Below are 23,341 nucleotides of genomic sequence, written 5' to 3'. Positions count from 1 at the left end.
ACGGCCGTTGTCGCTTGATGGAAGCGGCGCAAGCGCCGAGGCGTTACTTCGCGAGCGCGGACAGCGCGGCGAAGTCCTCGTCCGAGAGGGCGACGCCGGCGGCGGCGATGTTCTCCTCGACGTGCGCCACGCTCGAGGTGCCCGGAATCGGCAGCATGGCCGGGGAGCGCTTGAGCAGCCAAGCCAGCGCGATCTGCGACGGCTGGGCGTCGTATTTCTTGGCGATGGCGTCCAGCGGACCGCCTTCCTTCGCCAGCGCGCCGGTGGCGAGCGGGAACCACGGAATGAACGCGATGCCGTTCGCTTCCGCGTAGTTCAGCACCTCTTCGGACTCGCGGTTCGAGAGGTTGTACAGATTTTGCACGGAGACGATCTTCGCGATGGCGCCGGCGGCCTTCAGCTCGTCCACGCCGACCTGGCTCAGCCCGATGTGGCGGATCTTGCCTTCCTGCTGCAGCAGGGCGAGCTCGCCGATCTGCTCTTCGAGCGGCACCTTAGGGTCGATCCGGTGCAGCTGCATGAGGTCGATGCGCTCCACGCCGAGGTGGCGCAGGCTGAGCTCCGTCTGCTGGCGCAAATATTCCGGCCGGCCGACCGGCTTCCATGCGTTCGGGCCGGAGCGGGTAAAGCCCGCCTTGGTGGCGATGACGATGCCGTCCTTGTACGGATGCAGCGCCTTGCGGAGCAGCAAATCCGCGGTGAACGGCCCGTAAGCGTCGGCCGTGTCGATGAAGTTGACGCCGAGCTCGGCGGCGCGGCGAAGAACGCGGACGGCTTCGTCCGGATCCTTGGGATCGCCCCAAACTCCGGGGCCGGTCAGCTGCATCGTGCCGTAGCCGAGCCGGTTGACCGTAAGGTCGCCGCCGACGGCATACGTGCCCGAAGCGGCTGCGTTAGACTGCGCGATGGACATAACGATAACCTCCTGTACGATGGAATCGAGCGATGAGACGATGGCTGCGACGACAGCGAAACGTGGGGAGCAATTGGCTTGCCCCGTCGCCAAGATTGTAGTGCAGCGGCCGTTCAAATGCAAATGAGCGCCGATTTTCGGTCCGGCGGCGGCTGTCCGGCAAGGCTCGCGGCACCGGAACGGGCGTCCAAGGACGAGCCCCGGGCGAAGCGGGCCATCGTTCGGGAGCGGCATCCGCGTATTTTCCTAACGGCGTACCGTCCGTCTTAACCGAGCTTTGGCAGAAACGGGCTCTCGCCCGGGGGCGCCGTCACGTCCGAACGCCGGAGCTTCGCGATGACGAGCGCTTGTTATAACGGCCGCCGCCCGGGGGCGCCGTCACGCCCGAACGCCGGCCTCGCCATGCCGCGCCCCGTGCGTAACGGGCCGCGCCTCTAGCCCGTAACCGCGCGCATCCGCCGAAAACGCGAAAAACCCGGCGCGGGGCGCCGGGCTTCTCGCTGCGATGGCTGCTGCGAATGAAGGAACATGCACGGGTACGGCTGCAGCGGTCGTTAGGACGATTAGGCGAGGTCGGGTTTAGCGTTTTTTGGAACGCTTTTTGGAGGACGATTTGGACGAAATCGTGGCGCGTTTGCCGCCGCGAACCATGACGTCCTTCTCGGTGAACACGTAGGATTTGTGATAAACCGGGCAGCAGTGATGTTGCTTGACGACCTCTACCTGTTGGATGACGTTGACCAGTTGAGGGTGGTAGTAGTTTTCGTACAGCGTGACCGGCGGATCGAAAACGGATTGCGTCGGGCAGTCGGGGCAGAAATTGGCATCGGCGGCGCCCATGACGTTGGTCGGGTTATATGGGTTCATATAGCTCATCTCGTTTCATCTCCTTTCTCTCGCTCGATTCCCTATATCCTATGTCGCGGGAAAGGAAGTTGTCTGTATGTTCGCCATGGAAGGACAATGGCCTTCGGGGACGGATGCCGGGCCATGACGCTAGCCGGGAATCGGCGCGCGCGTCGCGCGGACCTCGCTCCCCGGCCGCGGCGTTCCGGCCCGCTTCGCCGCGGTCAGCCCCGCATGGCGCGCCGCCATTCGCTCGGGGCCAGGCCGTATCTACGCTTGAAGGAACGGCTGAAATAATGGATGCTCTGGAAGCCGCACGCCAGCGAGACGCGCAGCACGGTCATGTCCGAACGGAGCAGGTAATCCGCGGCGGCGGAGAGCCGCAGCTCGTTCAGGTAGCCGAACGGCGTCTTGCCGGTGTGCTTCTTGAACAGCCGCACGAGATAAGAAGGATTGTAGTGGGTGTAATCCGCGAGAGTCTGCAGCGTGATCGGCTGGGGAAACATCGATTCCAGGAAACGCAGCGCCTCCGTCGCGAGCAGCTCGCCCGAAGAGCGGGCCGGCGCCGGCCGCGAGGCGGCGGCGAGGCTGCCGGTGAGGACGAGCAGCTTGGTCAGATCGGCCAGCACGGCTTCCGGGAACCGGTCCCACCGCAGCGAAGCCTCCGAACGCAGGAGCAAGCCGGTCGCGTCGAAGGCGGCGCGCAGCGCGGGATACGGCTCCGCCGTCCAATCGATGCCGCCCTGCAGCGCGTTCCAGCGGAAGATGACGTCCGCGGCCGGAAGCGGATCGCCGTCGCCGGCGTGAAATTCCGCGTACCAATACCGGAGCGTCCGCGAGCGCTGCACGAGCTGATGCGGCGTATTCGGCATGAGGACGAACAGGGCCGTCCCGCTTGCGTTGTACGTGACGCCGGACCATTCGAGCTCCGCTTCGCCTTCGAGGATGCAGAGCAGCTCCCAATACGGATGAACCCCGCCGGCGCGTTCGCCGGGCTTGCCCGCCTTGTCCGCGAAGCCGTGATTTCTGAGCCGCATGACCGTGCCTCCCGTCCGAAAGTCAATGATGTGCAAATGATACTACGCCAAGCCGGCGGCGTATACGGCGAATTCGCGTACGATCGCCATAGAAGGACAATCACGTGCAAAGACGCGGGGCATTGGGAGCGCTTATCCTTGAGGTAACGCCGCCGGCTTCGTCCGGCGTACAAGAAGGAGATGACGGGACATGAAAGCATTGCGAATTACCGGCGCGGGCGCCTACGACATCGTCGACCTGCCGCTGCCGGAGCTGAAGGACGATCAAGTGCTGGTCCGCATCACGCTCGTATCGACCTGCCCCCGCTGGGACATGAGCATGCTTGGCGGCTACGACATGTTCGCGGCGGACCGCGCGCCGAACTATCCGCTGGAGCCGGGCTTTCCGGGCCACGAGGCCGTCGGGGTCGTCGAGGCGGTCGGCGCGAGCGTGCGCGGCTTCGACCCGGGCGACCGTGTCGCGGCGCTGGAGCATCTGTCTCCCGGACAGGGCGCGTACGCGCAATATATGGCTTACCGGGAAGGCGATTTGCTGAAGCTGCCGGACCATATCTCCGACAAGAAGGCGGTATCGGCGGAGCTGCTGAAATGCGTCCTGTACGGACTGGATCAGTTCGGGGAGCTGCGGGGCAAACGGATGCTGATCGCCGGACTCGGCCCGGCCGGGCTGCTGGCGATGCAGCTCGCGGCGCTCTGGGGCGCGAAGACGACGGCCGTCGACGTGAACGCCGCGCGCGTGGAAGCGGCGCGTTCCCTCGGCGCCGGAGAGGCGCTGCTCGCGGACGAATTGGGAGACCGGACGTTCGAGCTCGGCTACGATTGCGTCGGCGCGTCGGCGTCCGTTCAGAACGTCCTTGACCGGACGGACGAGCACGTCGTCGTCTTCGGCGTGCTGAAAGGGAGCTTGACCTATGCCGACCGGCTGTGGTTCAAAGGCGTGAAGCTGGAGTCGTACCGCTATCGCCGGGCGGACGACCGGATCCGCCGGCTGCTGCTGGACGCGCTCGGCCGCCCCTCGTTCAATACGGAGATCCTGCAGACGAAGCAGCTTTCGTTCCGGAACTACGCCGAAGCGGTCGCGCTGCTGAAGGCGCAGCAGGCGGTGAAAATCTGCTTTGATCCGCAGGAGGCGTTCTGATGCGGCGCGAGGTTCAGGCCGACGCGAAGGGAGCGTGCGGCGGATGAAAGCGGAAGCGGTCGTGTTCGAAGACCGGATGCGCGCGGCGTTCCGGGAGGTGGAGGTGCCCGAGCCCGGCGAACGGGACGTCGTCATCGAGGTCGCGCATTCGTGGATCAGCATCGGGACGGAGTCGTCGTTCTTCCGCGGCGAGCGGATCTCCGGCGAGGTGCCTTATAGGCCCGGGGATCCTTGGCCGTTCCCGCACGTCGCGGGCTACCAGAAGGTCGGAACGGCGGTGCGGGTCGGCGGCGCCGTGACGCATGTCCGGCCGGGCGACCGCGTGTTCGCGACGGTCAGCCGGATCGGCGGCCTGTTCTTCGACTTCGGCGGCCACGTCAATCCGGCGGTGACCGACGGGAGCCAGGTATGGAAGCTGCCGGACGCGGACGTGCCGGACGTTGCCTACTCCGGCGCGGTGCTGACACAGGTCGGCTATAACTGCGGCAGCCGTCCGCCGGTGGAGCGGGGCGACATCGCCGTCGTCGTCGGGGACGGGCTCGTCGGGCACTGGGCCGCGCAGACGCTGCATCGGCGGGGCGCCGACGTCCGTATGCTCGGCCGCCGGCCCGGGCGGCTGCGCCTGGCCGAGGAGGGCGGATACGCCGCCGCGCTGAACGGCAGGCTCCTCGATCCCGCCGCCGAACTGGCGCGGGCCGGCGGCATCGCCGTCGTCGTCGACACGGTCGGCAGCCTCGAGACGTTCCGGCGGCTGCAGCCGCTCCTGCGGCGCGACGGCCATCTCGTCTCGGCGGGCTTTCTCGGCGAGGACGGGGCGATCGACATTCAGACGCTGCGGGCGCAGGAAATCACGCTGCATACGCCGTCGGGCTGGACGCAGCCGCGCATGGACGCGACGATCCGGGGCATCGCCGAGGGCTGGCTTCGGACGTTGCCGCTCGTCACGCACCGCTTCCCGGCGCGCGACGCGGTCCGGGCGTGGGAGCTGATCGCCGCGCCGGGCAGTCCGTGCCTGGGCGTCGTGCTGGATTGGCAAACTTGAGCGGGGCGCCCGATAAGCGATTGATCGAGCGGCTCGATGGACCGATAGAATAACTCGATTAGACGCCGGCGCCTCCGCCGTGTACCATATCCATAAAACCCGATGAGATTGATAGGTTTTAACCGGCGGCCGACCGAACGAACGGAGGCCGGGGCCAGCCAAGCGCGCGTCGCTTGAACGGTTCCGGCTTTTTTGGCTTCCCGGCTTTCGGCCGGCCGATCTCATCAGCAAAGCGAGGTGGAGGAGATGGCGGAGTTCAAACGCAACCGCATTCCGAAGGAACGGCGGGAGCAGGCGTTCCGGGAAGCGGTCGATTTCGAGGCGTTCGCGCGGGAGGCGAAGGCCAACCGCGATACGCTGCAAGCCAATTACGAGTCCTTCGCGCTGAGCAGGGAGGACCTGGCGTTCTTCGCGTCGTTCCGGGAACCGGTCGACGTGCTGGCGCTCGCGCACGACTGGTGCGGCGACGTGGCGGCAAATCTGCCGCTGTTCGCCCGCATCGGGCGGGATACGGGCAAGCTGCGGCTGCGCATCCTGCCGCGCGATCCCGATAACCGGGACATCGCCGACCTGTTTCCGGCGAAGGACGGGCAGAGCCGGATTCCGACCTACGTGTTCGTCAGCCAAGCCGGCGAGGAGCTGGGCAGCTTCATCGAACGGCCGGAGGATATCACGGTGCTGCTCAAGGTGTGGCAGGAGCAGTTCTGGGCGTCCCATCCGGAGCTATCCGGCCGCGGCAAGCCGATCGGCGAGCTGGACGAGGACGTCCGCGCGCGGCTGCTGGCGGAGCTGAAGGAGCGCCGCGCGAAGGTGAAGAGCCTGGAGAAGTCCGCGATCGTGGAGCAGCTCCGCGGCATTCTGGCTCCGCTCGCGGAACGCGCGGTGTGACGGCCCCCGGCCGGTTGGCATACCGCAACGTCGCTGTTGGCTTGTCCGGCGCCTGTCCAAGGGGCTAGCGACGCGTTAGGCACGGCATGGGACACGATCGAACAACGAAGAAAGAGGTGGAAGCATGAGCGAACGAATCCGATTGGCGACGGAGGCGGACGCGGAACGGCTGCAGGCGATTATTTACGGGGCGTACGCGACGATTCGCGAGCTCGAGCTGCATTGGCCCGCGGCCCACGCGGACGTAGCGCTGATTCGGGCGAACGTCCGCGCCAGCGACTGCTACGTGCTCGAGGAGGACGGGGACATCGTCGCGACGGTGACGCACTCCAAAGCGGGCGAGCTGAAGGGGCTGAGCGAGTTGCCGTTTCTGAAATGGTTCGCGGTCGATCCCGCCCGTCAGGGGCAGGGCTACGGCGGGCGGCTGCTGGATTGGACGGAGCGGAAGGCCGCGGAGAGCGAGAACGCTCCCGCCGTCCTGCTGGCGACGGCCGAGAAGCATCCGTGGCTGCTGCCGATGTACGAGCGCAGGGGCTACGAGCGGTTCCATGCTTTCGACCCCGGCAACGGCGACGGCATGATGCATCTGCTGCGCAAGCCGGTCGAAGCGGGCCGCGCGGCCGCGCGGGAGACCGCGACCTAGATGGCGGCGCGGACATAGGGGCGCCGGCGCGAGAATCGGGTTTTCGCCGGTCCTCGAAGATGCCGTGTATGCAATCGTAAAGGGTCCGGGAAGGACGATGGAGGATGCCCGACGGGCGTCCTTTTTGACGTTCTTGGAGTCTTGGCCCGATGCCGGCGGGTCAGAGCGTCTTGGCGGCAGCCCGGCATGTTCAACGCAGCCATATTCTGGGTATAATAGAGAGACATTTCATGAACGGATCCGAAAGGGGGAGGACGCATGCTGCAGCGATTGGGCCGGATCGCGCTGGCCGCGTCGGTGTTGTTCGCGGGGCTCGGGTTCGACGACCGGCGCATCGGCGTGGCGTCCTCCGAGCAGACGCTGGCGCAGCTGGGCGACGCGATCTTCGCGCAGCTCGAGGAGCGCAAGACCGACATCGCCTTCGCGTACGCCGGCGACCGGGAGGAGCTGTCCGCGCGCATCGCGTCGCTGCTGAAGGAGACGCTTGCGCGGGACGATTATCTGGCGTACAACGTGGATGCCTATCTCTATACGATCCGCAAATGGGGCGCGACGGCCAACGTCAGCGTGAAGGTCACGTACCGCGAAACCGCCGCCGAGACGGCGCTGGTGGACGAGCGGATCCGCGTCGTGCTGCCCGCGATTGTGAAGGATGCCGCCGGCGACCGGGAACGCGTCCGCGCGATTCACGACTGGATCGTGACGCATGTCGCGTACGACACGGCGCTGCGGCGCTATACCGCGTACGACGCGCTCGAGACCGGCAGCGCGGTGTGCCAGGGCTATTCGCTGCTGGCGTACCGCATGCTGAAGCTCGCCGGCATCGAGACGCGGATCGCGGAAGGCCGCGTGGACTCCGGCAGCCACGTGTGGAACCTCGTCAAGGCGGACGGCCGGTGGTACCATATGGACGCGACATGGGACGACCCCGTGCCGGACCGGCCGGGCCAGGCGAGCCATGCCTACTTCCTGAAGTCGGACGCGGAGATGAGCAAGGACCATGCGTGGACGAAAACGTATCCGCCCGCGGGGTGAGGCGGCGGGCGGCGAGCCGGTAGCCGCTCCGCCGCAGCCGGGCCGGCGTCGGCTCCGCGGCTGCCTCAGCCGCCCGGTCGGCCGGCGTCGGCTTCGTCGTAACGCTGCGGCCGTCCGGTCGGGCTGGTGTCGGGGCTGCGGCCGTGCCGTCGTCGGCTCCGCCGCAACGGCTGCGGCCGCCCGCTCGGGCCAGCGTCAGCTCCGCCGCAACGGTAGCAGCCGCCTGGTCGTGCCGGCGTCGGTTCCCGCCGGAACTCCTCGGCTCGCGCATGCGCCATTGCCCGCTGCGCCCGCCGGCCCGGCCCGCGCCGGCCGAATCAGAGCCGGCCGGGCTCGCCCGGGACCTCCGCCGGGTCTTCGGCCGCGCGCCGGAATTCGCCCGGCGTCATCCCGAACCGCCGCCGGAACAGCGTGCGGAAATGCTTCCCGTCCGCGAAGCCGCATTCCAGCGCCGCGTCGCGGACGGACAGGTCGCCGGCGCGGAGCAGGCGTCCGCTCCGTTCCAGCCGGTACGCGTTCACGAAGCCGGCGAAGCTGTCGTTCGCGTGGCTGCGGAACAGCCGGCTTAGCGTGCTGCGGCTGATGCCGAGCTTCGCTGCGGCGTCGTCGAGCGTGATTTTGTCGCGGTGATGCAGGTGGACGTATTCGACGGCCTCCTGCAGCAGCCGCGTTTTTTTGCGGCTTCCGTAGTACAGGTCCGCGCGCTGCTCGATCTGCCGCCCGAGCTCGGCCAACAGCGCGAGCATGTAGCCTCGGAGCTTGGTCAGATAAGCCGGCTTCTTTTCCTCGTATTCCCGCAGCATGGCTTGCATGAGATAATCCGTTTCCATGCCGTCCCCGGAGAAATATTTGCGGCTCGACAGCAGGGAACGCACGTCGTAATCGACGAACGCGGGCAGGAACATGCAGTCGATCCATTCGAAATACGGCGTGATCGGCTCGAACGCATGCGTATCGCCGGCTTGGATGACGAACGCGTCGCCGGCCCCGGCCCGGAACGTCTTGTCGTTCACGCGATGGACCGCCTTCCCCGAACGAACGTACAGCAGCTCCACGAAATCGTGCCCGTGCGCGCCGACGGACCGGTACAGCCCGTTATGCAGCAGATGCACGCGGATTCCCTCGTCCGGCCGGATCAGCTGCGCGTGCGTGAATTTTCGCTTTTCCGCCATCTCTCTACCCCTCCTCGCAATCTGAACCGATTCTCCCTTTGATTGATTCGAAAATCCCGCTTTCCTTCGTTGTAACTTTCTATAATGGGAATGTCAAGCGTTTTCATTTTGGATACGGAAGGAAGAGGTGCGAGATGGAACATCAGCATGCCTGGACGGCGCGATGGATTCGCCCGGACGCCGGGTCCGCTCCCGCGACGGAGCGGATGCAGCACAGAACGCTGTACCGCAAAACGTTCGACGTCGCCGATCCCGCCGCGAGCGAGCTTCTGGCGGAGGTGACCGCCGACAGCAAATACCGCCTGTACGTCAACGGCACCTTCGTGCTCCGCGGCCCTTGCAAAGGCGACAATTGGCGCCATTATTACGACACGGTCGATCTGGCGCCGTATTTGCGCGAAGGGCGCAACGCGATCGCGGTCGAAGTCGTGCATTATCCGAGCCTCCTGACGGGCGGCGGCTCCGACGGCGGCCCGCTGTCGGAATGGCGCGCGGACGCCGGCGGCCTCTGGCTGCAGGGCGCGCTAAAGGACAAGCACGGCTCGGCGGCGGAGACGCTGGATACGGACGGTACGTGGAAGCTGCTGCTGTGCGACGCGGTCCGGATCGGCCAGGAGACGAAGACGCTGTTCGTCGGCGGGACGGAGGACGTGCGCGGCGACCGGATTCCGGCCGGCTGGCGGGAAGCCGGGTTCGACGATTCCGCCTGGAGCGTCTGCGCGCGGCCGCTCGAGCCGCTGGACCGCTTCTGGGGCCAGCTGATGCCGTGGCAGCTGACGCCGCGTCCGATTCCGCCGCTGCGGGAGACCGAGCAGGACTTCCCGCGGCTCATGCGCGCCGAAGGCATCGCGGCCGCGGAGAAAAGCCCGGCCGGCGCGCTCTTCCCGCTCACCGTCCAGCCGGGCGAGACCGTCGCGCTGGAGCTGGACGCGGGCCGGCTGACGACGGGGTACGTCCAGCTGGCGGTGCACGGCGGGCAAGGCGGCCAGCTCGATCTGCTGTACGCGGAGGCGTATGAATACGCGCAGCCCGAGCTGCACGGCGGCGTCCGGAAGGCCGTCCGCGACGACATGGAAGGCAAGACGCTGGTCGGCAACGACGACCGGTTCTTCCCGGCGGGCTGGGGCAGCGCCGGCGGGCCGGAGACGTACGAGCCGATGGGGCGACGGGCGTTCCGCTTCGTCCGCGTCGTCATCCGGGCCGGCGACGCGCCGCTGACCGTGGCGCGGCTCGGCTGGCGCGCGACGGGCTTTCCGCTGGAGGAGCTCGGCGCCGTGCGCAGCTCGGATCCGCTGACGGAAGACATGTGGCGGATCAGTTTGAACACGCTTCGCGGCTGCATGCAGGACACGTACGAGGACACGCCGTACTACGAGCAGATGCAGTACATTATGGACGCGAAGTCGCAGGCGCTGTTCACGTACGCGGTCAGCGGGGACGACCGGCTGGCGCGCAAGACGATCGACGATTTTCACGGCTCGCTCATGCCGTCGGGCATGCTGCAGAGCCGCTATCCGTCCGTGTCGCGGCAGGTGATTCCGGGGTTCGCGCTGTTTTGGGTGCAAATGGTACACGATCATTACGCGCATTTCGGCGACGGGAAGCTCGTCCGCCGGTACTTGCCGACGATCGACGCCGTGCTCGGCTGGTTCGACCGGCTGGTCGGGGACGACGGCCTCGTCGGGTACATTCCCGAGCCGTATTGGGCGTTCGTCGACTGGGTAACGGCGTGGCACGACAACGCCGGCGCGCCGCCGGCGCGGCATAACGGGGCGCTCACCGTGTACAACGCCATGTACGCCCTGTCGCTCCTGCAAGGCGCCGAGCTGAACGAAGCGGCGGGCCGCAAGGACACGGCGGCGGAATACCGCGAGCGGGCGCTCGCGGTGAACGCGGCGATTCGCGGCGCCTGCTACGACGCGGAAGCGGAGCTGTACCGCGACGGGCCGGACGTGCCGATGTTCAGCCAGCACGCGCAGATCTGGGCCGTGCTCTCCGGCGCGGTCGAAGGCGGGGAGGCGCGCGGCCTGCTGGAGCGGACGCTGGCGCGCGCGGATTTGCCGGCGACGTCGTTCTCGATGAGCCATTATACGTTCCGCGCGCTGGCGAAAACGGGCCTTTACGGCCGGACCGAGCAGCTGTGGAAGCCATGGAAGGACCAGATCGCGCTCGGGCTGACGGCGTGGGTCGAGGACCCGGTTCATCAGCGGAGCGACTGCCATGCCTGGAGCGCGCTGCCGCTGCATGAGTACGTCGCCGAGACGCTCGGCGTCCAGCCGGAACGGCCGGGCTTCGCGGCGATCCGCATCGCGCCGAAGCCGGCGGGCCAGGAGTGGGCCGAAGGCACCGTGCCGACGCGTCAAGGCAGCGTGCGGGTCCGCTGGGAGATCCGGGACGGCCGTTTCACGCTGCAGGCGAACGTACCCGAGGGCGTGCCGGCGGTCGTCGTGCTGCCGGACGGCTCCCGGCACGAAGTCGGGCATGCCGACATCGCGCTGTCGTGCGCGGTTCCCGCGGGAGTCGGGAAGTAAGGCGGTTTCGCCGGGAATGCGCCGGCACCGCGCGTGATGCGTATTGAAAAACCTTGGCTTCCGCTTCGGCGGAGGCCAAGGTTTTTGGCGTTGACGCTTAGTGGCGCGCCTGTTGGAACGCCTAGTGAAATGTCTAGCGTCTAGCAAGCGCTTGGTGAAGCGCTAGTGGCTAGTGAAGCATTAGTGACTCACTAGTAATGCACTAGTAATACACTAGTAACGCACTAGTAACGCATCTAGTAAAGGCACCTTGTTTCTAGTGTCCCGTTAGAGAGATTGTCGGTGAGTAAAGGCGTAATAGGATGCAAGAAGGTGATGAGATAACCTATATGGACGAAGAAGCAGGCAGATTTGGAGTAAGAAGGTGTTAAGGTAACCTACATGGTCGAAATGTAGGCGGATTTCGCGCGAGAAGGTGAAGGGGGAACCTACTTGGTCGGACAAGCAGACGGATTTGAATCAAGAGGGTGATGAGGTAACCTACATAGTCGAGGAAGCAGGCTGAATTGGTGCAAGAAGGTGAAGGGGTAGGCTACATAGTCGAGAAATTAGGCAGATTCGGCGCAAGAGGGTGATAGGGTAACCAACGTAGCCGAGGAAGCAGGCGGATATGGTGCAAGAAGGTGAAGGGGTAGCCTACATAGTCCTGAAATTAGGCAGATTTGGCGCAAGAGGGTGATAGGGTAACCTACGTAGCCGAGGAAGCAGGCGGATATGGCGCAAGAGGGTGATAGGGTAACCTACGTAGCCGAGGAAGCAGGCGGATATGGTGCAAGAAGGTGATGGGGTAACCTACATGGTCGAGAAAGCAGGCGGATTCGGCAAGAGGGTGATAGGGCAACCTACATGGTCGAAAGTGATGGTGAATTAGGAGTAAGAGGGTTATCAGGTAACCTGCATGGTCGAGAAAGCAGACGGAATTGGTGCAAGAAGGTGATACAGCAGCCTTCATAGGTTGGTAACGAGGCGAGTGGCGCGGGCGTCCCCGCCGGCTCGCGCCGACGGTTACTTGCGGCTTGACCGCGGCGCTATGCCTACGGCCTAGACCGCAATCAAACGCGCGAGTGTGATCACCTGCATCGGGGTTCCCGTGAAAGAGAACCCTGCAGTGCTCCGCCGCCGTTACCGCTCGCCGTGCTCGAGCGGCAGCGCGAACCCTCCAGCGCACACGCCTCACAACCATCCCCGCTTAAGCTTGCCCGCCCTCGCGGCTGCGCGTCATCTGCTGCCAGACGGAGCCGGCGGCTTCCTCGCCCCGCTGGATGCGCTCGAGCGCGATGCGCGCCTGCAGGCTGACCTCGTACTCCGGGTCGCCCGCCGCTTGCTCGAGCGCCTCGACGGCGGTATCGTCGCCCGCCTCGTAAAGGAAGCGCGCGGCGCGCCAGCGGACCAGCTTGTTGCGGTCGCCGAGCGCCTCGATCATCGGGCCAACCGCGGCGGGGTCGCCGAGATCGGACAACGTGTCGCCGGCGGTCCGGCGGACGGACGCCGACGCATCCTTCAGCGCCGCGAAGAGCAGCGGCATCGCCTCCGGCAGGCGCAGCTCGCCGAGGTAGACGACGGCCAGCCGCCGGATGGAGGCGTTGTCGTCGGCGATCGCCTTCGCGAGCGACGGCAGCATCGCCGGCTCCGGCGCCGTGCGGTCGAGCGCCTCGTAGCGGACCGACCAGTCCGGGTCCGCCATCCGCTCCGCGAGCGCCTCCGCGCTCAGCGGCGCGGGGCGCACGGCCGGCGCGGCCGCGGCTTCGCCTTCGCCCGCGGCGCCGAGCGCGAGCGCCGCCTCGACGAGGGCGTCCAGCCGCTCCGCCGGGTACGCGGCTTCCAGCTCGCGGACGAGCTCCGCCGCGATTTCCTCGGGCTCGCCGTAGCGGACCCCGAGCTCCTCGAGCTTCCGCTCGCGGATCATCGACGCGGCGGCCGCGCGGGTCACCGCGTCCGTGAAGGCCGCGGGCATGGCGGCGCGGGTCTCGCCGCCCGGCGTGCGCACGCGCACCTGGATCGGGATCCCCCGGTACAGCTGCACGAACGCGTGCGCTTCGCCGAAAGCTTCGGCGGCGCCGGGCCCGCCGGCGCTGCCGGCGCCGGCGTCCTCGCTCTGCAGCAGCTGCCGCGCCGCGGACAGGATGCGCTCCCAGTCCGCCCCCGGCTTCCGGTCGAGCGCGATGAAATCCGCCGTGCGGAACAGGCCTCGCACGCCGTCGATGCCGAGCAGGCCGCGCAGCGGCTCCGGCGCGCCGGCCGCGTCGGCGGGGGCGTAGTTCAGGCGCACGCCGGGCGCGAGCTTCTCGTCGACGTTCAGCTTCATCGAATTGGGGCTTGGCGTCGGTTCGATGCCAATCAGTTTCATCGTGATCAACCTCCGTTTTTCGCGCGGCCTCCGAACGCCGCGCGTGCTTGTCCTCTCAGTGTAAACCACCGGGCGGCCAATCTCAATCCGGCCCGCCGTCCGTTCATCTTTCCGCCATAAGCCGCTTCCCGGTCCGCGATTTTCGCCCGTCCATGGTTTGATTAATCCCATTAAGCTTGGTATCTTGGAAAGAGCAGCATTAGAGCGGTCCGGTGCGGGTCTATTCCTCATTCGCAGCAGCGCGCCAAGCGGCCAGCACATGATTGAATACGGGAGAGATGCGAGACATGCGCTACACCAACTTGAACCCCGACGCCGTGCCGAAAACGTTCCGCGAAGTCCGGCAATGGCGCAGGGAACGCGCCGGACGGATGAAGCGGAAGGACTACTCCTTCAAGGTGCCGGCCGTCGCCCCCGACCTGACCTTCCTGCATGCCAATACGACCGAGCCGGCGCTGACGTGGATCGGCCACTCGACGTTCCTGATCCAGCTGGCGGGGCTGAACATCGTCACGGATCCCGTCTGGGCCGAGCAGCTGGCCATCCACAAGCGGCTGGTGCCGCCGGGCGTCGCCATCGCCGACATGCCCCCGATCGACGTCATCCTGATCTCGCATTCGCATTACGACCACCTGAACATCGCCTCGCTGAAGCAGCTGAAGGGCAGCAAGACGCTCATCGTGCCCGTCGGACTCGCCGACAAGCTGCGGCGCAAGGGCTTCTCGTCCATCATCGAGCTGGACTGGTGGCAGTCGGCCTCCCTCCGCGGGGTCCGGTTTCATTTCGTCCCGGCGCAGCATTGGACGCGGCGCACCTTGACCGACACGAATTCGTCCCGCTGGGGCGGTTTCGTGATGGAGCGCCGGAACGTGCCGACCGTCTACTTCGCGGGCGACAGCGGCTACTTCGACGGTTTCAAGGAAATCGGCCGCCGCTTCCCCGATATCGACGTGGCGCTCATGCCGATCGGCGCGTACGATCCCGAATGGTTCATGGGGCCGCAGCATGTCACGCCGGAAGAGGCGCTGCAGGCGTTCCGCGATACGGGCGCGCGCCGGTTCGTGCCGATGCACTACGGCTCCTACAAGCTCGCGGACGATACGCCGCGCGAAGCGCTCGACCGGCTGGAGGTGGAAATCCGCCGGCTGCGGCTCGAGGAAGGCGCGGTCCGGATATTGCCGCACGGCGAAACCTGGCGTTTATAGCAGAAAGTCAGCATCGCATGGCGTTTCTGTGCTATAATGGAGTGATGCGTAACATTCATTAGCGAAGGACGGGATACCTGAACATGATCAGTACGAGCGGCATCACGCTTCGATTCGGCAAGCGTGCGCTATTTGAAGATGTCAATATTAAATTCACGCCGGGCAACTGCTACGGCCTCATCGGCGCGAACGGCGCGGGCAAATCGACGTTCCTGAAGATCCTGTCCGGCGAAGTCGAGCAAACGAACGGCGAAGTCCACATCACGCCGGGCGAGCGCCTCGCGGTACTGAAGCAGAACCATTACGAGTACGACGAGTTCGCCGTGCTCGAGACGGTCATCATGGGCCATAAGAAGCTGTACGAAGTCATGAAAGAGAAGGACGCGATCTACGCCAAGGCGGAGTTCACCGACGAGGACGGCATGCGCGCGGGCGAGCTGGAAGCGGAATTCGCGGAAATGAACGGCTGGGAAGCGGAGTCCGAAGCGGCCGGCATGCTGAACGGCCTCGGCATTCCGCCGGAAATGCACGACCGGAAGATGGCGGAGCTGTCCGGCAACGAGAAGGTCCGGGTCCTGCTGGCGCAGGCGCTGTTCGGCAACCCGCAGATCTTGCTGCTTGACGAGCCTACCAACCATCTCGACATGCAGTCGATCGAATGGCTCGAGAACTTCCTGGCCGGCTACGAAGGCACCGTTATCGTCGTATCCCATGACCGTCACTTCCTGAATCAGGTGTGCACGCATATCGCGGATATCGATTTCGGCAAAATCCAGATGTACGTCGGCAACTACGACTTCTGGTACGAGTCGAGCCAGCTGGCGCTCACGCTCATGCGCGACGCCAACAAGAAGAAGGAAGACAAGATCAAGGAGCTGCAGGCGTTCATCCAGCGCTTCAGCGCCAATAAATCCAAGTCCAAGCAAGCGACGTCCCGGAAGAAGCTGCTCGATAAAATCTCGCTCGACGACATTCGTCCGTCCAGCCGCAAATATCCGTTCATCCACTTCAAGCCGGAGCGCGAGGCGGGCAAGCAACTGCTGCTGACCGAAGGCTTGACGAAGGCGATCGACGGCGCGACGATCATCGACAACCTGACGCTCGCGATCAACAAAGGCGACAAAATCGCCCTCGTCGGTCCGAACACGCTGCCGAAGACCGTGCTCATGCAGCTGCTGATGGGAGAACTGGAAGCCGATGCCGGCACCTACTCGTGGGGCGTGACGACGACGCAGGCCTACTTCCCGAAGGACAACTCGGCTTACTTCGACGGCGTCGAATTGAACCTTGTCGACTGGCTGCGCCAGTATTCCAAGGATCAGGACGAGAGCTTCATCCGCGGCTTCCTCGGCCGCATGCTGTTCTCCGGCGACGAAGCGCTGAAGAAGGCGAGCGTGCTCTCCGGCGGCGAGAAGGTGCGCTGCATGCTCTCCAAAATGATGCTGTCCGGCTCCAACGTGCTGCTCATGGACGAACCGACCAACCACTTGGACCTGGAATCCATCACGGCGCTCAACAACGGACTGATCGATTTCGACGGCACGCTCATCTTCACGTCGCATGACCATCAGTTCGTGCAAACGATCGCGAACCGCATCATCGAGATCACGCCGAACGGCATCATCGACCGGATGATGTCGTACGACGAATACCTGGAGAACGCCGAGATCAAGGCGCTCCGGGAACGCCTGTATCCGGTCGAATAAGCCGCGTGCAGCCGGCTTGCAGACGGACCGTACTCCCCGCGAGTACGGTCTTTTTGATGTTCTCGCGCCTCTGGCGGACACATACGATAGGAGTAAGGCGGAAGTCTCGAACGACCTGCGCCGCGTCGGCCGAACGGGGCGTGATTCGCTAGGCCGGTTATGGTAAAATAAGCGAAAGCGACAAAGCTAGACGAATTATTAAAGGAGTCGATGGAATATGTCCTTTTTCGATAAAGTCAAGCAAGGAGCATCGGACGCGGCCAAGCGGGCGCAGCAAACCGTCGAAATCACGAAGCTGAAGGCGCAAATCTCCGGCAAGGAGAAAGACATCGAGAAGCTGTGCCTGCAGATCGGGGAAACCGTCTACCGCGGCCATCAGGCCGGCGACATCGCCGCGACCGAGACGGAAGTGACGGAATTATGCCGTCAGGCGGATGAGCTGCACACGGAGATCAAGGTGATCGAAGAGCGGATCAAGTGGACGCGCAACGAGAAGACGTGCGCGTGCGGCAAGGTGGTCACGCTGGACACGAAGTTCTGCCCGGACTGCGGCACGCAGCTCGCGACCGAGGAGCCGAAGGCCGAGACGACCGTCGGCGAGATCGTCGTCATCTGCAACCAGTGCCACGCGGAGAACGAGCTGAACGCCAAATTCTGCGTCACCTGCGGGACGGGACTGAACAACGGGACGCCGGAGCATACGTTTTAACCGAAACGGCGGTTGGACGGGAACGGCAGGCAAGCGGCATCCGAAAGCAAGCTTGGCAAGCGATCGCGCGGGCCGGGGTTGCTTTTTTTTGCGTTCGGTTCAGGCGGGGAAGCGGCGGCATGTCCATGATGCCTCCAAGGCATGGCGGTTCGGTGTCGATTCGGTGTCGATCGTCGCCGCGCGGACGGAAGCGCGCGCTGCACGAACGAAATATAGGCAAAAGCTGATTCGCGATGGTGCTTGAACGGGTAAAACCGGGATATATATAGGAATGGGATCGCTAAAATTCGAATTTTGGGAGGCGGTTACATTGCTGGTACCCGTAGAATCCAAGCAAATTGCGTTCTGCTCGTACAATGAGGCGGAGTCGTCCTTGTACTTGTACTACCACACGGGCGACGTGGCTATTTTCTCTTCGATCGGCAAGCAGGATTACCAGACCGTAATCGATTCCCCGAACCGATACGACACGCTGATGAACCTGATGAAGAAAGGGCAGGCGGAAGAGCAGATGCACGCCATGTTTCCGGAACAAAGCTAAGCGCGGCGCGTAATTGGCATTATTTACATGAATCCGTCTCGGACGGAAGGGCGTAGGGCTTTAGATGCGGAATGGGACCGGATGTTAAGATTCCGTGGAGCGGTTCGAAGCAAGGGAATACGGCAGTTCGGCAGGAAGGCGTCCCGCGAAGGGACGTCTTTTTTGATGGGTGCTTTGCCAGATCATGGTTCCTCCAGCCTACGGCCGTTTTCGACAAATGAGACGGGCGGACGATATGGTGCTTAAGGAGGGTTCCGTACAATGGAAACTGCAGGCGACAGGCCGGCCATCCATTTGACTGAATCAGAGAGGGAGAGCATTCATGAAAAAGAGTACCGCGGCATTATTGACCTTGGTCCTGGGGGCCGCTTTAATGCTGCCGGCGGCGGCGTCCGCGGCTTCCGCCGCATCGCCGACCGTCGGGGAAATCCAATCCAGCGTCAGCTTCCGCACCCAGCCATCCACGTCGTCCGACGTCACCCGGTATTTGAAGCAAGGCGAGCAGGTCGTCATCCTCGAGGAAGTGAACGCGTACTGGTACAAGGCGCAGGACGTGAACGGCGCCATCGGGTACATCTCCTCGAACGACAAATACGTCGAGATCGTGGCGAAGGGCGGCGATTCCGGCACCGCGGCGAAGACGGGGACGATCGTCGCGTCGGTGTCGTTCCGCACGGGCCCGTCGACGGACGCGTCGCGCATCCGCTACCTGGCCAAAGGCGAGAAGGTGACGATCACGGGGCAGCCGAACAGCTACTGGTACGCGGTGACGGCGGCGGACGGCAAGCAAGGGTACGTCAGCTCGGACGACCAATACATACAAGTGAGCGGAGGCGGCTCGGCGCCGGTCGAGAGTCCGTCGAGCGCCAACGCGACGATCATCGCGTCGGTGTCGTTACGCACGGGGCCGTCGACGGACGCATCGCGCATCCGCTACCTGGCCAAGGGCGAGAAGGTGACGATCACGGGGCAGCCGAACGGCTACTGGTACGCGGTGACGGCTGCGGACGGGACGAAGGGCTACGTCAGCTCGGACGACAAATACATTGCGGTGACCGGCTCGCTGCCGGGCAACAATCCGTCGGACGGCAATCCGAATAACGGCGGCGGCTCGGGCAATCACGACGCGCTCGTCGAGCGCGTCATCGCCGCCGGCATGAAATATTTGGGGACGCCGTACGAATTCGGCTCCGACCGCGACACAACGAAGACGTTCGACTGCTCGGACTTCGTGCGCCAAGCGTTCCGCGAAGGCGCGAACCTCCTTCTCCCCGTCGATTCGCGCAAACAGGGCGACTATGTCCGCGGCCTCGGCCATGTCGTCACGGACTGGCACCAGCTGAAGCGCGGCGACATCATGTTCTTCATGGCATACAAGGGCACGAAGGCGTCCGCGTATGCCGGCGTCGACAAGTCGGACGAGACGATTACCCACTGCGGCATTTATCTCGGCAACGGACAGATCCTGCACACGTATTCCATCGAATCCGGCGGCGTCCGCACGAGCGTCATTTCGGGCACGCACTGGGAGTACCGCTTCCTGTTCGGCGGCAGCGTCGTGTAGGCGGCCCGGCCGTTCATGATTCATCCTAATAAGCCGGACGAGCCCGTGGGGCTTGTCCGGCTTTTGCGTTGTTGGAGGACGGCGGGGCGGAGTACGAGTACCGGTCCCTTCGGAGAACCGCGGCAATCATCCCGGCATCCGCTCGGGACGGAAGGGCAAAAAAAAGCCGTCACTGCATGAGCTGCAGGACGACGCGGGAGCATTCCATCGGGTTGTAGTGCTGATTGCGCTTGTTCATTAAATCGGTGCGGTGCTTGACGGACGAGTAAGGCTCTTGAATGAGCTCGAACCACTTGTCGATCGTCTCGGTCGATTCCAGCATTTCGCCGAATCCGCTTGCCACGAAGTATTCGCAGTTGACTTCCTCCTGGCCGGGAATCGGCTCGTAGAAGAGCATCGGAATGCCCTTGCTGAGCCCTTCCGTGCAGGTCATGCCGCCGGGCTTCGTGATGAGCAGGTCGGACACGTCCATCAGCTTGTTGATTTCCTTCGTGAATCCGAGCACCTTGATGTTCGGGTGCTGGAAGAGCGGATCGGACAGCATGCGCTCGCGCGCCTTGTCGTTGTTGCCGACGCAGTAGATGAGCTGCACGCGGTCCCGCCAGCGCGTCATGTAGCTGAGCAGGTCGTCGCTGTACATAATGCCCCAGCCGCCGCCCATAATAAGAACCGTCGGCAGCGGCTTCAAGTCGAACTGCGCCTGCAGCTCCGATTTGTCGTGCGTCTGCCAGAAGTTCGGATGGACGGGAATGCCGGTGACCTGAATCCGGCTCGCGGAGATGCCGCGGTCCGTCAGCTTCTTTTTGACCTCGTTCGTCGACACGAGATACTTGTTCACCTCGGAGCTCGTCCACGTGCCGTGCGCGTCGTAGTCCGTGATCAGCGTGTAGAGCGGCGTCCGCAGGCCGAGCCTCTTCAGGCGGGAGACGACGGCGTTCGGAACGGGATGCGTGCAGACGATCAGATCGGGCTTCAGCTGCGCGATCACCTGCGACGTATGGGTATAGAACAACCGGTGCAGCGCCAGCTGGGTGAAGCGGTTGAGCGACTTCTTATATTGGCGGCGATACACCATCCCGAGCAGCTTCGGCTGCTTCGTGACGGTTTTGCGATAGGCGGACACGATCAGCGGACCGAGCACCGGGTTCAAGAAATTGCCCAGCTCGATCACGCGCGTCTGTATGGAGGAATCGAGCGAGCGCAGCCCGACGGCCAGCGCGTAAGCGGCCTGGGTATGCCCGGAGCCGAAACCCTCGGAGAGCAGCAACACTCGTTTTTTATGCATCATCTCACCTGCTTCTCGTACCTGATGAAAGAAAACTAATTTCTCTCTTTACCATATTACGACGGGCGGACGGCCAGCACAAGGACGGAATTGAGACTTGCGTATGATTGCGGCGTTAAATTATCCTAAAAGCGGATGAAAAAGCAGCAGCTTTCAAGAAGACGGGAGAGATCGGACATGGCCGAGCAAGAGAAACGAATGCCGGAGATCGGCTCGATTGTAGCGTTCGCGAATAAAACCGGGCGTTATGCGGGCGAAGTGATGGAAACGAACGGATCCAGGGTGCTGGTCAAGACGCTTGCGGTCTTGAAGCATCCCGAGCAGGGCGACCTGCATCATCCGTACGACCCCGACGTGCCGATGTTCCACGAACGCCGGGCGATGAGCTACACCGAGAAGACGTACGTGCCGCTGGGGGACATCGGGCCGTTCCGCGGCGAGGTGCCGGATTACAAAGCCTCGCTCATGGACGCGCTGCGGGCCGAGCTCGAGGGGCTCGACCGGCTTCGCCGCTGGACGGAGCGTGGAATGGACAACTTGCGGCAGCTGGAGAAGGAGTATTAAGCGATCGCGAAGGAAGCGCGCCGCGGCGGCGTACCGCGCGTAGCGGAAGAGGGAGCGGCAACGGAGCCGCTCCTCGCGCGCACCGAAATGACCAATTGACCATATTGTAATTCCGGTCAGTCGGTGGTATGATGGCGATACGAAGCTGGAGAAACAATAAAGTGGAAGCGGCAAAGAAGAGCAATAAAGATGGAGCAGTGAAGATGGAGCAGTGAAGATGGAGCAGTGAAGATGGAGCAGTAAGGTGGAGCAGTAAATATGGAGCAGTAAAGATGGAGCAGTAAAGATGGAGCAGTAAAGATGGAGCAATAAAGGTGAAGCAATAAAAATGGAGCAATAAAGAAGAAATAGAATCGTTAGGAGGTCGCGGCTCATGGCGGTAACCAGGAAGCCGGTGGATCGGCGGGCGCAGATCGTGGATGCGGCGGCGAAGTCGTTCGCCATGTTCGGCTACAAGGCGACGACGATGGAACAGGTGTCCAAGATCGCCGCGGTCGGCAAAGGAACCATCTATACGTTCTTCGCCACGAAGGAAGAGCTGTTCGGCGAGATCATCGCGCAGCTTGCCAAGGAGCTGCGGGCGCTGGCGGACCGGACGATCGACCGCGACCGGAATTTCTTCGACAACCTGTCGTCGGTGCTGCACGAGCTGCTCCTGTTCCGCGAGAAGCACGAGCTGATCGTGAAGCTGTCGCAGGAAGTGAGGGACATCGGCACGCCGATGGCGAAGGAAGGCATCGCCGAGCTGGAGCAGGCCATCGTCGCCTGCATTCAAGGGGAAGTGGAGCACGCGATCGGCAAGGGCGAGCTGCGCGGCGCCGATCCGCGGCTGACCGCGTTCGTGATGCTGCGGCTGTACGTGGCGCTGAGCACCGATTGGGGCCGGCAGCATGAGCCGCTGACGCGGGACCAGATCGCCGATTATTTCGGCGACCTGATGCGGGACGGGATGGCCCGGCGCTAAAGCCCGGCTCGGGCGAAGGACGCAGGCAGGTCCGGGAAGCTGCCAGGCTGGGCCTCGATGCGGGCGAGATCAAAAAAAAGCGGCAGCCGCTGCTTCTTTTTTTGAGATAAAATGACCAAAAGTACGAAACGGTCAATCATTCAGTTCAAGAGAAAGAGTGGAGGCGCGACATCATGCTGGGTTTATCGTTATTCGGAAAGGAAATGGGCCGGATCTTCCGCAGCCCGAAGCTGCTTATTCCGATCCTCGGGATTTTGTTCATTCCGATCATGTACAGCGGGATGCTGATCGGCGCGTTTTGGGATCCGTACGGCAAGCTGGACCGGATGCCGGTCGCCGTCGTCAACGCCGACGCCGGCGCGGACTTCCGGGGCAAGCCGCTCGCCGTCGGGCAGGATCTCGTCGACGAGCTGAAGACGAACAAGACGTTCCGTTGGGCGTTCGTCGACGCGAAGCAGGCCGAAGACGGCCTGAAGCACGGCGATTATTATTATGTCATCGAAATCCCCGCGGCATTCTCCAAGCAGGCGACGACGCTGCTGGATCCGGAGCCGCATCCGGCTGCGCTGCGCTACTTGACCAACGACAGCGAGAACTACTTGGCCGCGAAGATCGGCTCCTCCGCCATCGAGAAGCTGCAGACCGACATTTCGCAGCAGGTGACGAAGGCGTACGCCAAAGCGGTCTTCGGCAGCCTCGGCGAAGCGTCTGACGGCTTCGCGCAGGCCAGCGAAGGCGCCGGCAAGCTGGCCGGCGGCGCGAAGGACGCCGAGCAGGGCGCCGCTCGGCTGCGCGATAACGTGGCGAAGCTGGCGAGCGGCTCGAAGGAGCTGGCTGGCGGCGTCGGCGCGCTGGATAGCGGAGCGGGCCGGCTGAAGACCGGCACGGCCGCCGTCCGCGACGGCGCGGCGAAGCTGTCCGCCGGCCTCGGCAAGCTGGAAGCCGCCGGCGGCGAGCTGAGCGGCGGCGCGTCGCAAGCGGCGACGGCCGCGGCGTCGCTGGCCGACGGCCTGGCGACGGCGAAGCAGGGCAGCGCCGATCTCGCCGGCGCTGCCGCGAAGCTGTCGGCGGCGCTGGACGCGTACGCCGCCGCGAAGCCCGACGCCGCGCAGGACGCCGCGCTGCAAGGGCTGGTCGCCGCCGCCCGCGAAGTGTCCGCGGGCGCGGCGAAGCTGTCGGGCGGCAGCGGCCAGCTCGCCGCCGGCGGGGCG

General features: G+C 64.3%; 20 protein-coding genes. 14 read left to right on the top strand and 6 right to left on the bottom strand.

The window, feature by feature from the left end:
• Window positions 1–43: 43 nt before the first annotated feature.
• The 3 genes from I8J29_RS16725 to I8J29_RS16715 all read right to left on the bottom strand — a co-directional run bounded on the left by I8J29_RS16725 (window position 44) and on the right by I8J29_RS16715 (window position 2,796).
• Window positions 44–913 carry an aldo/keto reductase gene (locus tag I8J29_RS16725; RefSeq protein ID WP_208848682.1) on the bottom strand — a complete coding sequence of 290 codons (870 nt, stop codon included), beginning with the start codon at window positions 911–913 and terminating at the stop codon, window positions 44–46.
• Window positions 914–1,492: 579 nt separating this feature from the next.
• Complete coding sequence (locus I8J29_RS16720) at window positions 1,493–1,789, bottom strand: hypothetical protein (RefSeq protein ID WP_090640433.1); 297 nt, start codon at window positions 1,787–1,789, stop codon at window positions 1,493–1,495.
• Window positions 1,790–1,983: 194 nt separating this feature from the next.
• Complete coding sequence (locus tag I8J29_RS16715; protein WP_208848681.1) at window positions 1,984–2,796, bottom strand: helix-turn-helix transcriptional regulator; 813 nt, start codon at window positions 2,794–2,796, stop codon at window positions 1,984–1,986.
• Between the two features lie 190 nt (window positions 2,797–2,986).
• Between I8J29_RS16715 and I8J29_RS16710 the strand changes: the two genes are divergently transcribed.
• From I8J29_RS16710 to I8J29_RS16690, 5 genes are all read left to right on the top strand, one after another.
• Window positions 2,987–3,934, top strand: a complete 948-nt coding sequence (locus I8J29_RS16710) for a zinc-dependent alcohol dehydrogenase (protein WP_208848680.1) — start codon at window positions 2,987–2,989, stop codon at window positions 3,932–3,934.
• Window positions 3,935–3,977: 43 nt separating this feature from the next.
• Window positions 3,978–4,976 (top strand): zinc-binding dehydrogenase, encoded by a 999-nt coding sequence (locus I8J29_RS16705; protein WP_208848679.1) that lies wholly within the window; start codon window positions 3,978–3,980, stop codon window positions 4,974–4,976.
• Between the two features lie 246 nt (window positions 4,977–5,222).
• Window positions 5,223–5,864 (top strand): thioredoxin family protein, encoded by a 642-nt coding sequence (locus tag I8J29_RS16700; protein WP_208848678.1) that lies wholly within the window; start codon window positions 5,223–5,225, stop codon window positions 5,862–5,864.
• A 124-nt stretch (window positions 5,865–5,988) separates the two neighbouring features.
• Window positions 5,989–6,507, top strand: a complete 519-nt coding sequence (locus tag I8J29_RS16695) for a GNAT family N-acetyltransferase (RefSeq protein WP_208848677.1) — start codon at window positions 5,989–5,991, stop codon at window positions 6,505–6,507.
• 258 nt (window positions 6,508–6,765) lie between these two features.
• Entirely contained in the window at window positions 6,766–7,542 is a 777-nt protein-coding gene (locus tag I8J29_RS16690; protein WP_208848676.1) for a transglutaminase domain-containing protein, read from the top strand.
• 317 nt (window positions 7,543–7,859) lie between these two features.
• Here the strand turns inward: I8J29_RS16690 and I8J29_RS16685 are convergent, their stop codons facing one another.
• The gene (locus I8J29_RS16685; protein WP_208848675.1) at window positions 7,860–8,714 is read right to left on the bottom strand and encodes a helix-turn-helix transcriptional regulator; all 855 of its coding nucleotides are present in this window, start codon (window positions 8,712–8,714) and stop codon (window positions 7,860–7,862) included.
• A gap of 134 nt (window positions 8,715–8,848) precedes the next feature.
• Between I8J29_RS16685 and I8J29_RS16680 the strand changes: the two genes are divergently transcribed.
• Entirely contained in the window at window positions 8,849–11,245 is a 2,397-nt protein-coding gene (locus I8J29_RS16680; protein WP_208848674.1) for an alpha-L-rhamnosidase-related protein, read from the top strand.
• A gap of 1,189 nt (window positions 11,246–12,434) precedes the next feature.
• Here the strand turns inward: I8J29_RS16680 and I8J29_RS16675 are convergent.
• A complete protein-coding gene (locus I8J29_RS16675) occupies window positions 12,435–13,592 on the bottom strand; it encodes a virulence factor (RefSeq protein WP_208848673.1) in 1,158 nt (385 codons plus the stop codon).
• Window positions 13,593–13,870: 278 nt separating this feature from the next.
• Between I8J29_RS16675 and I8J29_RS16670 the strand changes: the two genes are divergently transcribed.
• From I8J29_RS16670 to I8J29_RS16650, 5 genes are all read left to right on the top strand, one after another.
• Window positions 13,871–14,797 (top strand): MBL fold metallo-hydrolase, encoded by a 927-nt coding sequence (locus I8J29_RS16670; RefSeq protein ID WP_208848672.1) that lies wholly within the window; start codon window positions 13,871–13,873, stop codon window positions 14,795–14,797.
• 83 nt (window positions 14,798–14,880) lie between these two features.
• On the top strand, window positions 14,881–16,503 hold the full coding sequence (locus tag I8J29_RS16665) for an ABC-F family ATP-binding cassette domain-containing protein (RefSeq protein ID WP_208848671.1): 1,623 nt from the start codon (window positions 14,881–14,883) through the stop codon (window positions 16,501–16,503).
• Between the two features lie 217 nt (window positions 16,504–16,720).
• Complete coding sequence (locus I8J29_RS16660; RefSeq protein ID WP_208848670.1) at window positions 16,721–17,212, top strand: zinc ribbon domain-containing protein; 492 nt, start codon at window positions 16,721–16,723, stop codon at window positions 17,210–17,212.
• A gap of 310 nt (window positions 17,213–17,522) precedes the next feature.
• The gene (locus I8J29_RS16655) at window positions 17,523–17,753 is read left to right on the top strand and encodes a hypothetical protein (protein WP_208848669.1); all 231 of its coding nucleotides are present in this window, start codon (window positions 17,523–17,525) and stop codon (window positions 17,751–17,753) included.
• A 322-nt stretch (window positions 17,754–18,075) separates the two neighbouring features.
• Entirely contained in the window at window positions 18,076–19,317 is a 1,242-nt protein-coding gene (locus I8J29_RS16650; RefSeq protein WP_208848668.1) for a C40 family peptidase, read from the top strand.
• Between the two features lie 169 nt (window positions 19,318–19,486).
• On the opposite strand, the gene I8J29_RS16645 is transcribed toward I8J29_RS16650, so the two are convergent.
• Window positions 19,487–20,602, bottom strand: a complete 1,116-nt coding sequence (locus tag I8J29_RS16645; protein WP_208848764.1) for an MGDG synthase family glycosyltransferase — start codon at window positions 20,600–20,602, stop codon at window positions 19,487–19,489.
• A 177-nt stretch (window positions 20,603–20,779) separates the two neighbouring features.
• Here I8J29_RS16645 and kapB point away from each other — a divergent pair, with 177 nt between their 5' ends.
• The 3 genes from kapB to I8J29_RS16630 form a co-directional block, all read left to right on the top strand.
• Complete coding sequence (kapB, locus tag I8J29_RS16640) at window positions 20,780–21,166, top strand: sporulation phosphorelay system protein KapB (protein WP_208848667.1); 387 nt, start codon at window positions 20,780–20,782, stop codon at window positions 21,164–21,166.
• Window positions 21,167–21,539: 373 nt separating this feature from the next.
• Window positions 21,540–22,130: a TetR/AcrR family transcriptional regulator gene (locus I8J29_RS16635; RefSeq protein WP_208848666.1), complete on the top strand. Its 591-nt coding sequence runs from the start codon at window positions 21,540–21,542 to the stop codon at window positions 22,128–22,130.
• A gap of 173 nt (window positions 22,131–22,303) precedes the next feature.
• Window positions 22,304–23,341: YhgE/Pip domain-containing protein (locus I8J29_RS16630; protein ID WP_208848665.1), on the top strand; the 1,038-nt coding region annotated here is incomplete at its 3' end.

Source organism: Paenibacillus artemisiicola, from assembly GCF_017652985.1.
GTDB lineage: Bacteria > Bacillota > Bacilli > Paenibacillales > Paenibacillaceae > Paenibacillus_Z > Paenibacillus_Z artemisiicola.
Note: the sequence above shows the minus strand (reverse complement) of the source record. Positions and strands in the feature narration are given on the sequence as shown.